This window comes from Rhabdothermus arcticus, from assembly GCF_055382915.1.
Genome location: NZ_AP043808.1, coordinates 238159 through 250708 on the forward strand (window position 1 = coordinate 238159; position 12550 = coordinate 250708).

Here is a 12550-nt window from a genome sequence, read left to right on the forward strand (position 1 = left end):
CGATGCGGGTCCTGGTGGCCGTCGGCGGCGGGGCCGCGGCGATGAAGGCGCCCTTTTTGCTGCGGCGCCTGCGCGAGGCCGGCTTCTCGGTGCGGGCTTTGGCCAGTGAGAAGGCCCTGGCCTTCACCACCGAGACCGCGCTGGCGCTGGCCGCGGGGGAGCCGGTCGCGACCGACGTGCGCTGGTTCGCCCCGGAAGGGCGCGCTTTGCACCTCGAGCTCGCCGACTGGGCGGACCTGATCCTGGTCGCCCCGGCCACCGCCCGCATCCTGGCCCAGGCCGCGACGGGGAGCGCCGACGACCTCCTCGCGGCGACCCTGATCGCGGGCCGGGCCAAGCTGCTCTTGGCTCCGGCGATGAACCCCGCGATGTGGCAGCACTCCGCGGTGCAGGCCCACCTCGCGACGTTGAAGGCCCGCGGCGCCTGCGTCGCCGGGCCCACGGTGGGGGCGATGGCCGCGGTCGACGAGGCCCCGGGGGAGGGGCGGATGCTCGAGCCCGAGGCCCTCGTCGAGCACGTTCGCTTCTGCCTGACCCCCAAGGACCTGGCGAATAGGACGCTCTTGGTCACCGCCGGGCCGACCCGGGAGTACCTGGACCCGGTGCGCTTTCTCTCCAACCCCTCCTCGGGAAAGATGGGCTACGCCCTCGCCGAGGCTGCGCGCGATCGCGGCGCGCGGGTGGTCCTGGTGAGCGGGCCCACCCAGCTCCCTGCGCCCTTCGGCGTCGAGCTGGTGCGCGTGGAGCGCGCCTTGGAGATGCACCGGGCGGTGCTCGAACGCTTCGACGAGGTCGACGCGGTGCTGATGGCCGCGGCGGTCGCCGACTGGCGTCCGGAGAGGACGGCGGCGGAGAAGGAGGCCAAGGGCGGGAAGGCGCGGGTGCTCCGTCTCGTCGCCAACCCCGACATCCTCGCCGAGTTGGGCGAAAAAAAGCGCCATCAAAAGCTGGTGGGCTTTGCGATGGAGACCGAGCGGGGGCTGGACCGGGCCTACGCCAAGCTCAAGAAGAAACACCTGGATATGATCGCCCTTAACCGCCCCACCGATCCCCGCACCGCCTTTGGCGGGGAGACCAACCAGGTCGTACTCATCCATCCCGACGGGCGGACCGAGGCCTCGGGCCTGGCCACGAAGCGCGAAATTTCGCACTGGCTCTTGGACCGGCTGCTTAGACTTATGCAAGGGAGCGTATAATCTTGTTTAAAACCCGGGATAGGAGGGTCTACTCCGTGACCACCAAGGAACTGCGCCATAAAAAGATCCGTGAGATCGTCGCCAAGGAGGAGATTGCCACCCAGGCGGAGCTGGTGGACCGCCTGCGCGAGGAGGGGTTCAACGTCACCCAGGCCACGGTCAGCCGGGACATCAGCGAGCTGCGCTTGGTGCGCGTGCCCCTGGGACGGGGCAAGCACAAGTACGCCCTGGCCCCGATCCAGCTGGAGGAGGACCTCGAGGCCGACCTCCGGCGGCGCTTCAAGGAGTTCGTGCGCGACGTGGACCGCGGGGAGAACATCCTGGTCATCCGCACCGCGCCCGGTCACGCGGCGGGGATCGCCCTCCTCATCGACCGGCTGGAGAACGACGATCTGGTGGGAACGCTGGCCGGGGAGGACACGATCCTGGTCGTGGGGCGAAACCTCGAGGCCGCCCGCCGCCTTGAGGACTACTTCTCCGAGATGATGGTCTAGCGTTGGACCCGCTGGGTCTCTTCGTCAAGGCGTTCATGACCTTCTTCGTGGTCATGGACCCGATCGGGCTGGCCCCGGTCTTCCTCGCCCTGACCGCCGGACGCCCGCCGAGGGAGCAGGCTCAGATCGCCCGGCGGGCGGTGCAGATCGCGGCCACCCTCCTGGTCCTCTTCGCATTCTTCGGCGAGCCGCTGTTGCGCTATTTGGGGATCCGTCTCGAAGCCTTTCGCATCGCGGGGGGGGTGCTCCTGCTCAAGATCGCGGTGGACATGGTCTTCGCCCATCGCGAGCGGGAAACCCCGGAGGAGGAGGCCGAGGCCCGGCTCAGGGAGGACATCAGCGTCTTCCCCCTGGCGGTTCCCCTGCTCGTCGGTCCCGGTGCCCTGGCCAGCGTGCTGGTGCTGACCGGCGAGGCGCGCAGGGCGCTGCTCGGGGTCTGGTTGGTGATCGGGGCGGGGCTCTCGGTGCTCGCCCTGGCCTACCTCGCCCTCCTGGCCAGCCGCTGGATCGCCCGGGTCCTGGGGCGCACCGGGGTGAACGTCGTCACCCGGGTGCTCGGCATCCTCCTGGCGGCGCTGGCGGTGGAGTTCGTGATCGACGGGGTGCTCCTGCTCTGGACGTAAAAAAAGCGGGCGCGACGGCCCGCAACCCGGCGCGCGCGTGGGCTAGCCGACGCGGGCCTCGAGGTACTCCCGCTCCCCTTCCAGGATCATCCGGGCCTCTTGGGCGTCCTTGGGGTACTCCTTGCCCCGGTTGACCAGGTAGGTCTCGTAGCGGCCGATCTCGAAGGCCTTGACCAGCTCGTCGAGGGCGGTCTTCAGGTCGAAGTCCTTGCAGGAGAAGATGTCCACGCTGATGAAGCGCTTCTTGGGAAAGGTATGGATGGCGATGTGCGATTCGGCGATGATCACCACGCCGGTCAGCCCGGTGTCCTCCTCGGTCTGCCCCGGGTACTCGAAGACCGAGGGCGGGAGCACCTTGGTCATCTCCATCTTTTCGGGAAGCTCGTCAAGGACCCGGTAGATGAGGTCCTTGTCGGCCAACCGCTCGGGGTTGGCGTCGTAGCCGTCGATCATCAGGTGGGGTCCGAAGCCAAAGAGCTCCAACGCGCTGCCTCCCTTCCGGGGCCGGTCGCCCCTCAGAACCCCATTATCGATTCCCGGGGTAGGGGTGTCAAGATCGTTGGGCGGGATTGTCAAAATCTTCGCGAGCGAGGGGCCAGGAAAAGTGCAATTTGAACGATATCGGTCGGGAAACGAGGCCGCCGCGGTTTTGCTTTGAGATTTTTCCGGGGGCCCGTAAAAATCTGCCCGGGCCTTCGGGATACACCCCCGGGGTGTGTCGGGGACATTTTTCGCATGAGGGTGATTAAACTAGGGGGCGGAAAAGGAGGCGATATGTACCGCGGTAGAGAAGGCCAATGGGCGTTTTACCTGCACCGGATCTCGGGGATCGCGATCCTGCTCTTTTTGATCCTGCACGTCACCGAGATCTCCAGCGCGATGTTCGGGCCCAAGTGGTTCAACGCGCTGATCGCGTTCGAGGCCAACCCGATCTTCGGCCTGGGCCTCGTCGGCGTGGCGGCGCTGGTGCTCTACCACGCCCTCAACGGGCTGCGCATCATCCTGATGGATTTCACCTCTTGGGGGGTGCGCCTGCAGCGCCAGCTCTGGTACGGGGTCTGGGCGCTCTACGTGGTGATCGGGTTTCCAATGCTCTTTATCATGCTCAAACACGTATTCACCGGGGGTGAGTGATGGCGATGCGGGCGCGGAAGTTCGAGGAGGCCAAGCGCCTCTCCACCAGCAACCTCGAGCTCGCGTGGTGGGTCTTCATGCGCGTCTCCGGGGTGCTCTTGGTCTTCTTGGTCCTAGGGCACCTCTACTGGCGCGCGGTCCTCTTTAACTTCCATCACGACCTGAGCTACGACGTGGTGGCGCAAAACCTCTCGAGCGTCACCTGGAAGCTCTACAACTGGCTCTTGCTCTCGCTGGCCATGCTCCACGGGACCAACGGGCTGCGCTACGTGATCGACGATCACGTCGCGAGCCCCCGGGCCCGGGTTTGGACGAAGGTCGTGATCTACACGCTGATCTTCGTGGTGATGGTCTTCGGCACGCTCTCGCTCTGGGGCTGGCAGTACCGCCCCGCGGCCTAAGGAGGAAGGCATGGCGCACCAACACGACGTACTCGTGATCGGGGCCGGCGGTGCGGGCTTGACCGCGGCGCTCTACGCGGCGCACCGCGGGGCCGACGTCGGCGTGATCTCCAAGCTCTATCCCACCCGCTCCCACACCGGCGCGGCCCAGGGTGGCATCGGCGCGGCCTTGGGCAACGTCGAGGAGGACCACTGGGAGTGGCACATGTTCGACACCGTCAAGGGCGGGGACTACCTGACCGACCAGGACGCGGCTGAGGTCTTCGCCCGCGAGGTGATCGACGCGGTGATCGAGCTCGAGCACATGGGCCTCCCCTTCGACCGCCTGCCCAATGGACGCATCGCCCAGCGGCGCTTCGGCGGGCACACCAAGGAGTGGGGCAAGGCCCCGGTGGCCCGGGCCTGCCACGCCGCCGCCCGCACCGGCCACATGATCCTGCAGACCCTCTACCAGCAGTCGGTCAAGCAGGGCATTCGCTTTTACAACGAGTTCCACGTCCTGGACCTGATCTTCTCCGAGGACGGCCGGGCGATCGGGGCGGTGGCGCTGGAGTTCGCCACCGGGGAGCTCCACACCTTCCAGGCCAAGTCCGTGGTCATCGCCTCAGGCGGGTTTGGCCGGATGTTCAAGGTCACCTCCAACGCCTACACCCTCACCGGGGACATCCAGGCGATCCTCTACCGCAAGGGCTGGATCCCCCTGGAGGACATGGAGTTCTACCAGTTCCACCCCACCGGCCTCTACCGCCTGGGCATCCTGGTCACCGAGGGGGCCCGCGGTGAGGGCGGGATCCTGCGCAACGCCAACGGCGAGCGCTTCATGGAGCGCTACGCGCCGACGATCAAGGACCTGGCCCCCCGCGACATGGTCAGCCGGGCGATGTACATCGAGATCAAGGAGGGCCGGGGCTGCGGTCCCAACAAGGACTACATCTGCCTCGACCTGACCCACCTGGACCCCGAGATCATCGAGGTCAAGCTCCCGGACATCGCCGAGTTCGCTCGCACCTACCTGGGCGTGGACCCCACCAAGGAGCCGATCCCCGTGGTCCCCACGGCCCACTACGCGATGGGTGGGATCCCCACCACCCTCGACGGCGAGGTCATCAAGGACGGCCAGAACACCGTGATCCCCGGCCTCTACGCCGCGGGCGAGGCGGCCTGCGTCAGCCTTCACGGAGCCAACCGCCTGGGCACGAACTCCCTCGGTGACCTGGTGGTCTTCGGCCGTCGGGCCGGGCTGGCGGCGGCGCGCCACGCGCTCAAGGAGCCCTTCGAGGACCTGCCGCCGGATGCCGCCGAGCCGGCCAAGGAGGAGATCGAGCGCATCAAGTCCCGGGCCAAGGGCGAGAGCCCCTTCGCGATCCGCAAGGACCTGCAGGAGACGATGATGGACAACGCCTCGGTCTTCCGCACCGAGGAGACCCTGGGGCGGCAGGTCGAGATCCTGAAGGAGCTCTTCGAGCGCTATCGGAACGTCGTCATCCAGGACAAGGGGATGCGCTACAACGCTGATCTCATCGAGGCTTTGGAGCTCGGGTTCCTCCTGGAGAACGCCGAGGCCCTGGTGCACTCGGCGAAGAACCGCACGGAGTCCCGGGGGGCCCACGCCCGCGAGGACTATCCCGAGCGCGACGACGAGAACTGGCTCAAGCACACCTTGGTCTACAAGGAAGGCAACGGTAAGGTGCGCTTTGACTACAAGCCGGTGGTAATCACCAAGTTCGAGCCGAAGCCGCGGGTCTACTAGGAGGGGCGATGCAGATTACGCTCAAGATCTTGCGCTACAACCCGGAAAAGGACGCCCGGCCGCACTGGGAGAGCTACCGCCTCGAGGCCGAGCCGATGGACCGGGTCTTGGACCTCCTGCACAAGGTGAAGTGGGAGACCGACGGCACCCTGGCCTTTCGCAAGAGCTGCGGGCACGGGATCTGCGGTTCCGACGCCATGATGATCAACGGCGTCAACCGCCTGGCCTGCAAGACCTTGGTCAAGGACCTCAACAGCGACGTCATCGAGGTCCAGCCCATCCGCGGGCTGCCGGTGAAAAAAGACCTGGTCGTGGACATGGAGCCGTTCTTCAAGGCCTACCGCCAGGTCAAGCCGTGGCTGATCAACGACGCGCCGCCCCCCGAGCGGGAGCGGCTGCAAAGCCCCGAGGAACGGGCGATCTTCGACGAGGGCACGAAGTGCATCCTCTGCGCCTCGTGCACCACGAGCTGCCCGGTCTTCTGGGTCAACGGCACCTACATCGGCCCGGCGGCGGTGGTGCAGGCGCACCGCTTCATCTTCGACTCCCGGGACCAGGGGGCCTATGAGCGCTTCCCCGCGCTGGGCTCGACCGGCGGGGTCTGGCGCTGCCGTACCGCCTACAACTGCACCGAGGCCTGCCCGCGGGAGATCCCGGTGACCCAGCTCATCGAGGAGGTCAAGCGGGCGATCATGTTCGGCGAGATGTAGCCGTCTTGACCTGAGGGGCCGGGGCAGCGCCCCGGCCCCTCAGGCGTTTTCCAGCTCGGCCTTTAAGGCCCTCGCGCGCTGGATCAGGGCCTCGATCGCGGCGAGCTGGTCGGCCAGGGCCTGATGTTCCGCGGCCTTGGCCTCGCAGACCGGGGCAAAGAGGGCGAAGTAGCGCTCCTTGCTGCGCCTCAGTTCCTCCTCGAGGGTCGCGTGCAGCACCCGCCGGAGCTCGTCCTCGACGGCGGCAAGCCGCTCCTTGAAGCGCGCCAGGGCCCGGGCCTTCCTCCGGGGGAGCACGGAAAGCCCGAGCACCGCGGCGGCCAGCCCGGCGGTGAGCCCGGTGACGTCGGCCGCCAGGCCGTGCAAGAGGAGGGCGATCGCCGCGCCGAGCCCCACCGCGCCGGCCTCGGCGAGGGCGGTGGCGCGAAGCGCGGCCTCGACCTCCTGTTGGATGAGCCGGGCTTCGCTGGTCGGGGAGAAGCCCTCGAGGGCCGCCTCCACCCGCCGCGTGAGGGCGTCGGGCTCGGTGGCGTCCGGGCTTGGGGCCTGGGTTTCGAGGAAGGCCAGCGCGGCGGCCAAGAGGTCCCGCTCGCGCCGGGCCATCCAGGCCAGGGCCTCGGCGATCGCCCCCGAGAGGCGGGCCTCGGCGTCGGCAATCACCGCCTCGCGAAAGCTGGCCTCGACCGCCTTGGCGTTGAGGAGCTCGAGGATCCGGGAAAGGCGCAGGTGCGCGTCGAACCAGCGCTCGCCCCGGGCCTCGATCTCGCGGAAGACCTCGCCAAGCGCGGCCAGCTGCCCCGAGAAGGTTTCCTCGGTCTGGCGGGCGTGCCGCTCCCAGAGGGCCTCCAGGGCACGGCAGCGGGCGAGGGCCTCGTCGAGCTCGGCGCGTCGCTGCTCGAGCCGCGCCGCCGCCGCTTGAAGGTGCTGGACCAACACCCCGAGCGGGGCGCCCAGCTTGATCCGGCTGGCCTCGGTTTCCAGAAGGCGCTGGATGTGCTCCTCCAGGGCCTCGAGGCCCTCTAGGGTCTTCGCGCTCACCAGAAAGATCGGGGGGGTCAGGCCGAGCGTTCGCTCCGCCGCTTCGCGGACGAAGGCCGCGACCTCGTCCCGGCCGGCTTCGTCCAGCAGGTCGATCTTGTTGACGATCAGGGCGATCTTCTTGCCGAAGGCCTTGACCTGTTCGAGGAAGCGGCGCTCGCTCTCGGTAAAGGGGCGGTCGGCGCTGGTGACGAAGAGCAAGAGGTCGGCCCGGGGAAGGAAGCGTTCGGTGATCTGCTGGTGGCGGGCGATGATGGCGTTCGTCCCCGGGGTGTCGACGAAGCGCACGGTCTTCAGCAAGGGCTCGGGCAGCGTGAGCCGCACGAGGTCCGCGTCGAGGGGGGCCTCCTCCAGCGTCTCGCCGTATTCCAAAAGGAGGAGGCGCTGGGTCGTCGGGGTCACCCCGACCTTGAGGAGGGGCCGCCGGAAGAGGGCGTTCAAGAGCGAGGACTTCCCGGCGTTGAACTCCCCGGCGACCACGATGAGGAACGGGCCCTCGAGGTCCTCGAGGGCTTGCGCGATGGGACTCGGGTCCAGCCCGCTTTGCGCGAGCCGGGTCAGGCCCGAGGTGAGCAGCTCGCGCACGGCCCTGGCCCGGCGGGCGAGTTCCACGGTCTCCACGGCCTTACCCTACCCAATCGGCGCCCTGGGGACCCGCAAGAAGGGCAGGGCGAAGAGGTGGCTTCGGTGCCCCGGCCGGTCGCTGGCCCCGAACCCAGGAAGGACCGGGACCCCGCCCCACGCGAGCAGCTGGCGATAGAGCGCGGCCTCGTCGAGTTCCGGGAACGTCCAGGCGGCGAGCACCGCCACCTCCGGGGCCTCGGTCAGCCGATCGACGTGCCAAAAGAGGCGGACCTTTTTTGCGCTGGCGGTGGGAAAGGCTCGCTGGAGGGCCGCGAGCAGCGGGTGCGGCGGGCCCTCGAGGCGCAGGGCGTGGCGCTTCAGCCGGGCCCCGAGGCTGTGCCGGGCCGAGCCCAAATAGAGGTGCTCGCCCGCCGAAAGGCGCTCCTGACGGGCGCCGTAGCAGAGCGTCAGGGGCGCCTTCGCCGCCAGGCCCAGGAGGTAGGCGCTCACCCGCGGGTGGCGGCGATGGCCTCGAGGGCCTCGGGGTTCTCCAGCGCTGAGGTGTCGCCGGTGGGCTCGCCCAGGTAGGCGGCCTTGATCAGGCGGCGCATGACCTTGGCGTTCCGCGTCTTGGGCAGGTCGGGGACGAAGAGCACCCGCTCCGGGGTGAGGGGCTTGCCGAGGGCCTCGGCGACCTTTTGCTTGATCTCCTCGGCCAGGGCCTCGCTCGGGGTGTACCCGGGGTTGAGCACCACGAAGAGGACCACCGTCTCGCCCTTGACCTCGTGGGGCACGCCGATCGCCCCGGCCTCCTTGACCGCGGGGTGGGCGACCGCCGCGGACTCGATCTCCGCCGGCCCGACCCGCTTGCCCGCGACCTTCAGGGTGTCATCGGAGCGGCCCAGGATGAACCAGTGGCCCTCCTCGTCGATCATCGCCCAGTCGCCGTGGACCCAGACGCCTTCAAAGCGGCTCCAGTAGGTCTTGAGGTAGCGTTCCGGATCCTTCCAAAAGCCCTTGGTCATCCCCGGCCAGGGGGCGAGCACCGCGAGCTCGCCGACCTGCCCCACGACCGGCTGCCCGCGATCGTCGAGGACCGCGGCCTTCATCCCCGGCACCGCGGTGTTGAACCCGGCGGGCTTGATGGGCCGGAAGACGACGTTCCCCAGGATCCCCCCGGCGACCTCGGTGCCCCCGGAGTAGTTGATGATCGGGGCCTTCTCCCGCCCCACGTGGCGGAAGAACCAGAGGTAGGGCTCGGGGTTCCAGGGTTCCCCGGTCGAGCCCAGGACGCGCAGCGCGTCGAGATCGTGGCGCGCGATCGGCTCCGGGCCGTGGGGCATCAGGGCGCGGACCAGGGTGGGGGAGATGCCGAGGTGGGTGATCCCGTGGCGGGCGATCATCGCCCAGAGCCGGTCCGGGCCCGGGTAGTCGGGGGCTCCCTCGTAGAGGAAGACCGTGCCCCCGAGGATGAGGCTGCCGAAGATCGCCCAGGGGCCCATCATCCAGCCGATGTCGGTGAACCAGAACATCACCTCGCCGGGGCGCAGGTCGAAAAGGTGCGCCATGTCCTGGGCGGCCTTCAAGGGGAAGCCGGCGTGGTAGTGCACCGTCCCCTTGGGCTTGCCGGTGGTGCCCGAGGTGTAGATCAGCATGAAGGGGTCCATGCTTCCCATGCGCCGGCTCTCGAACCGCTTGGGCTGGCCGTCGACGACCTCGTGCCACCAGACTTCGTGCTCGCCGTCGAAGGGCACCCCGCTGCCCAGCCGCTTGACCACCAGGGCCCGCGGCGTTTTGGCCATCCGCCGGGCCTCGTCGGCGGCGGTCTTCATCTCCACCGGGCGGCCGCGGCGGAAGAAGCCGTCGGCGGTGATCAGCAGCTTGGCCCCGGCGTCGGCGAGGCGGGTGGCCACCGCGCTGGCCCCGTAGCCGGAGAAGATGGGGACGATGATCGCGCCCAGCTTGGCCACCGCCAGCGCGGCGATCGCAGTCTCCGGGATCATCGGCATGTAGAGGCCAACCCGATCGCCGGCCGCCACGCCCAGGCTGCTCAGCGCGTTCGCGGCCTGGTTGACCGCGAGCTCGAGCTCCCGGTAGGTGAAGCGCCGCACCGCGCCGTCCTCGCCCTCCCAGATCAGGGCGAGCTGCTGGGCGCGCCCGCGCTTGAGGTGCTGGGTGACCGCGACGTGGGCCAGGTTGAGTTCGCCGCCCACGAACCACTCCGGCCAGGCCGGGCCCTTCGAGAGGTCGACGAAGCGCGCGTAAGGCTTGAACCACTCGACGCCGATCTGCTCGAGCGTGGCCTGCCAGAACCGGTCCGGGGCCTCGATCGAGCGCTGGTAGAGGGCGTCGTAGTCCTGGACCTCGAGCGCTTGCATCAGGCGCTCGAGCCAACTTCCTTCGGTGTATTCCGGCGAGGGGTACCAGACGGGTTTCATGGCTTCCTCCAAAAGAAACGAAAGCGACGGCGTTTTTCGGGTTGCTTGTTTACAGGCTTGGCCGGGGCGGGCTGATCTAGGGCCTTGAGGGCGCCGAGAAAGGCCTCGATCGGGGCCCGGGCCTTGGGGTCTTTTTCCAGGAGGCCAAGCAGGGCCCTTTGCACCTCGCTGGGCAGCCTGCTCGGGGGCCGGGGGACGGTGGTGAGGTGGGCGGTCCTGAGTTCCTCGAAGGTTTCCCCGTAGAAGGGACGGCGGCCGACGAGCAGCTCAAAGGCCAAAACGCCAAACGAGTAAGCGTCGGAAGCGGGGCTCGCTTGCTGGCCCAAAAAGAGCTCCGGTGCCATGTAAAAAGGACTGCCCGCCCGCTCCAGGGGGATCTCCTCGCGGGTGAAGGCCACCCCGAAGTCGCCGAGCTTGACGGTGTGTCCGTCGAGGAAGAGGTTGGCTGGCTTGACGTCCTGGTGGACGATGCCCAGTTTCTTCAGGTAGCTCAGCGCCGCGGCCACCCCTTTGAGCACGCGCACCGCCTCCTCGCGGGAGAGCGGTCCCCGCTTGAGCCGGTCCTCCAGGCTGCCCTCGGGGAAGTACTCGAGCGCCAAAAAGGCCTCGTTCCCGTAGGGGCGTCCGGCGAGGCCCTTGACGATGTGCGGGTGAGAAAGCCCGATCGAAAGCCGCACTTCGCGGGCGAAGCGCTCGGCCAGCTTGGGGTCCTCCTTGACCTCGCGGCGGGGGATCTTGAGGGCCACCGCCTCGCCGTCGGGACCCCGGGCGAGGAAGACCTGGGCGGTCTTTCCCAGCCCCAGGAGCATCTCAAGCCGGAAGTCCCGGCGGCGAAGGTCGCGCCTCATTCCAGGTGCAGGCTTTCCCCGGGTTTCAGGGCGAAGGCCTCGAAGCCCAGCGCCTGGGCGCGTTCAGCGAAGGCCTCGCCGTCCTGCTCGATGGGCGGGAAGGTGTTGTAGTGGATCGGCACCACGCCCTGGGGGCGGATCAGCTCGAGCGCCTTGAGGGCGTCGTCCGGGCCCATGGTGAAGGTGTCGCCGATCGGGAGCAGGGCGACGTGCACGCCTTCCTCCCCGACCAGGCGCAGGTCGGAAAAGAGCGCGGTGTCCCCGGCGTGGTAGATCCGCTTGCCCTCGAGCTCCACCAGCACCCCCATCGGCATGCCGCCGTAGGTGCCGTCGGGGAAGGAGGAGGAGTGCCAGGCGGGGAAGAACTTCACGCGACCCTCGGGAAGGGCGTACTGCCCGCCGATGTTCATCGCCCAGGTCTCGACGCCCTGTTTGGCCGCGTAGGTGGCGATCTCGAAGGTCGAGATCACCGTGGCGCCGGTGCGCTTGGCGATGGCCACGGTGTCCCCCCAGTGGTCGCCGTGGGCGTGGGTCAGGAGGATGTAGTCGGCCTCGACCTCCTCGGGCCCGATCGCCGCCACCGGGTTGCCGTTCAAGAACGGGTCGATCAGGACGTTGACGCCCGCGCCCTTGATCCAAGTCGCCGCGTGCCCTAGAAAACGAACCTCCACCATCACGACCTCCTTTAGCCTCGTCTTGCACTGTATCAGACCCGAAGGCGTTTGGGGAGCGCGGATAAACTGCGTGCAAGGGCGTTTTCCAGGGCCGCCTCGGCCATGCGCCGAAAGGCGCGCACCCCCCATTTCTCCCCTTCGGGGAGCTCGGCGTGGAGGACCAGGCGCACCTGGTAGACGAGGCGCCTGCCTTCGGCGCGGGCCTCGCCCCCGAGCTCGGCCCAAAATCGCTCGCCGGGGAGGGGGAGGGGGGTGAGGGTCACCGGCTCGCCCCAGGCGAGCCGGCTTTTGAAGGGAAAGCAAAACTTGCCCAGGAGCCGGGCCTCGCCGCAAAGCTTGCCGGAGACCTCTTCGCCCTGGCGTTTGAGGTCGGCGAGGCCGGGGAGCCGGGCAAAGACCCGTTCCGGCGCGGCGAGGAGCTCGGCGGGGCCTTCGACCTCGAAGCCAAAATGGTGCTCGAGCCGCATTACTCGACCCACTCCACCCGAAGCTTCCCTGCCTTCAGGAGGGCCTCGGCCTCGGGTTCGGGCACCGAGGCCAGGCGGGGGAGTTCGCCGAACTTCGGGGTTTTCGAAGCGGTCCCTACCCGCACCACCAGCACGTCCTCGGACTCGGCCTTGCCGATCTGCCAGACGAGATGCTCGCCGAGCTCGAGGAGCTGTTCGATCGTCGCCTTCACG

The 12550-nt window shown here is 68.4% G+C and carries 15 protein-coding genes; 7 read left to right on the forward strand and 8 right to left on the reverse strand.

The features are described from left to right. Positions 1–2 precede the first annotated feature (2 nt). Genes coaBC through ACZ48Y_RS01355 form a run of 3 tightly spaced genes read left to right on the forward strand, consistent with a single transcriptional unit; the run spans position 3 to position 2313 of the window. Positions 3–1196: a bifunctional phosphopantothenoylcysteine decarboxylase/phosphopantothenate--cysteine ligase CoaBC gene (coaBC, locus tag ACZ48Y_RS01345; protein ID WP_464741411.1), complete on the forward strand. Its 1194-nt coding sequence runs from the start codon at positions 3–5 to the stop codon at positions 1194–1196. Between the two features lie 35 nt (positions 1197–1231). Then, positions 1232–1690, forward strand: coding sequence for an arginine repressor (argR, locus tag ACZ48Y_RS01350; protein WP_464741413.1), 459 nt, complete (start codon positions 1232–1234; stop codon positions 1688–1690). Between the two features lie 35 nt (positions 1691–1725). Continuing rightward, a complete protein-coding gene (locus tag ACZ48Y_RS01355; protein WP_464742760.1) occupies positions 1726–2313 on the forward strand; it encodes a MarC family protein in 588 nt (195 codons plus the stop codon). Positions 2314–2355: 42 nt separating this feature from the next. Here ACZ48Y_RS01355 and speD read toward each other — a convergent pair whose 3' ends face one another. After that, complete coding sequence (speD, locus tag ACZ48Y_RS01360) at positions 2356–2796, reverse strand: adenosylmethionine decarboxylase (protein ID WP_464741415.1); 441 nt, start codon at positions 2794–2796, stop codon at positions 2356–2358. 291 nt (positions 2797–3087) lie between these two features. On the opposite strand from speD, the gene sdhC reads away from it, so the two are divergent. From sdhC to ACZ48Y_RS01380, 4 genes are read left to right on the forward strand one after another with little or no spacing between them, the layout of a single operon-like run. Beyond that, on the forward strand, positions 3088–3447 hold the full coding sequence (sdhC, locus tag ACZ48Y_RS01365) for a succinate dehydrogenase, cytochrome b556 subunit (protein WP_464741417.1): 360 nt from the start codon (positions 3088–3090) through the stop codon (positions 3445–3447). A 5-nt stretch (positions 3448–3452) separates the two neighbouring features. Further along, complete coding sequence (locus ACZ48Y_RS01370; RefSeq protein WP_464741419.1) at positions 3453–3848, forward strand: succinate dehydrogenase hydrophobic membrane anchor subunit; 396 nt, start codon at positions 3453–3455, stop codon at positions 3846–3848. Between the two features lie 10 nt (positions 3849–3858). Next, positions 3859–5598 (forward strand): succinate dehydrogenase flavoprotein subunit, encoded by a 1740-nt coding sequence (gene sdhA, locus ACZ48Y_RS01375; protein ID WP_464741421.1) that lies wholly within the window; start codon positions 3859–3861, stop codon positions 5596–5598. Positions 5599–5606: 8 nt separating this feature from the next. Continuing rightward, entirely contained in the window at positions 5607–6308 is a 702-nt protein-coding gene (locus ACZ48Y_RS01380) for a succinate dehydrogenase iron-sulfur subunit (RefSeq protein WP_464741423.1), read from the forward strand. A 39-nt stretch (positions 6309–6347) separates the two neighbouring features. Here ACZ48Y_RS01380 and ACZ48Y_RS01385 read toward each other — a convergent pair whose 3' ends face one another. Genes ACZ48Y_RS01385 through ACZ48Y_RS01415 form a run of 7 tightly spaced genes read right to left on the reverse strand, consistent with a single transcriptional unit; the run spans position 6348 to position 12549 of the window. Further along, positions 6348–7967, reverse strand: a complete 1620-nt coding sequence (locus tag ACZ48Y_RS01385; protein WP_464741425.1) for a dynamin family protein — start codon at positions 7965–7967, stop codon at positions 6348–6350. A gap of 9 nt (positions 7968–7976) precedes the next feature. Further along, a complete protein-coding gene (locus tag ACZ48Y_RS01390; RefSeq protein WP_464741427.1) occupies positions 7977–8420 on the reverse strand; it encodes a DUF123 domain-containing protein in 444 nt (147 codons plus the stop codon). Continuing rightward, entirely contained in the window at positions 8417–10348 is a 1932-nt protein-coding gene (locus ACZ48Y_RS01395) for an AMP-binding protein (protein ID WP_464741429.1), read from the reverse strand. Before ACZ48Y_RS01395 ends, ACZ48Y_RS01390 begins: the two co-directional genes overlap by 4 nt. Then, positions 10345–11196 (reverse strand): serine/threonine-protein kinase, encoded by an 852-nt coding sequence (locus ACZ48Y_RS01400; RefSeq protein WP_464741431.1) that lies wholly within the window; start codon positions 11194–11196, stop codon positions 10345–10347. Before ACZ48Y_RS01400 ends, ACZ48Y_RS01395 begins: the two co-directional genes overlap by 4 nt. Then, positions 11193–11870 carry a metal-dependent hydrolase gene (locus ACZ48Y_RS01405; RefSeq protein ID WP_464741433.1) on the reverse strand — a complete coding sequence of 226 codons (678 nt, stop codon included), beginning with the start codon at positions 11868–11870 and terminating at the stop codon, positions 11193–11195. Before ACZ48Y_RS01405 ends, ACZ48Y_RS01400 begins: the two co-directional genes overlap by 4 nt. Before the next feature lie 32 nt (positions 11871–11902). Next, the gene (locus ACZ48Y_RS01410; protein ID WP_464741435.1) at positions 11903–12337 is read right to left on the reverse strand and encodes a DUF3809 family protein; all 435 of its coding nucleotides are present in this window, start codon (positions 12335–12337) and stop codon (positions 11903–11905) included. After that, positions 12337–12549, reverse strand: coding sequence for a DUF3248 domain-containing protein (locus ACZ48Y_RS01415; protein ID WP_464741437.1), 213 nt, complete (start codon positions 12547–12549; stop codon positions 12337–12339). The genes ACZ48Y_RS01410 and ACZ48Y_RS01415 overlap by 1 nt, the downstream gene beginning before the upstream one ends. Position 12550 lies beyond the last annotated feature (1 nt).

Excerpts from the sequence above, each read along its gene's own strand:
- ACZ48Y_RS01355 (WP_464742760.1), top strand. The coding sequence starts at position 1,726 with ATGACCTTCTTCGTGGTCATGGACCCGATCGGGCTGGCCCCGGTCTTC.
- sdhC (WP_464741417.1), top strand. The coding sequence starts at position 3,088 with ATGTACCGCGGTAGAGAAGGCCAATGGGCGTTTTACCTGCACCGGATC.
- sdhA (WP_464741421.1), top strand. The coding sequence starts at position 3,859 with ATGGCGCACCAACACGACGTACTCGTGATCGGGGCCGGCGGTGCGGGC.
- ACZ48Y_RS01410 (WP_464741435.1), bottom strand. The coding sequence starts at position 12,337 with ATGCGGCTCGAGCACCATTTTGGCTTCGAGGTCGAAGGCCCCGCCGAG.
- ACZ48Y_RS01395 (WP_464741429.1), bottom strand. The coding sequence starts at position 10,348 with ATGAAACCCGTCTGGTACCCCTCGCCGGAATACACCGAAGGAAGTTGG.
- coaBC (WP_464741411.1), top strand. The coding sequence starts at position 3 with ATGCGGGTCCTGGTGGCCGTCGGCGGCGGGGCCGCGGCGATGAAGGCG.
- ACZ48Y_RS01380 (WP_464741423.1), top strand. The coding sequence starts at position 5,607 with ATGCAGATTACGCTCAAGATCTTGCGCTACAACCCGGAAAAGGACGCC.
- ACZ48Y_RS01370 (WP_464741419.1), top strand. The coding sequence starts at position 3,453 with ATGCGGGCGCGGAAGTTCGAGGAGGCCAAGCGCCTCTCCACCAGCAAC.
- ACZ48Y_RS01405 (WP_464741433.1), bottom strand. The coding sequence starts at position 11,870 with ATGGTGGAGGTTCGTTTTCTAGGGCACGCGGCGACTTGGATCAAGGGC.
- ACZ48Y_RS01400 (WP_464741431.1), bottom strand. The coding sequence starts at position 11,196 with ATGAGGCGCGACCTTCGCCGCCGGGACTTCCGGCTTGAGATGCTCCTG.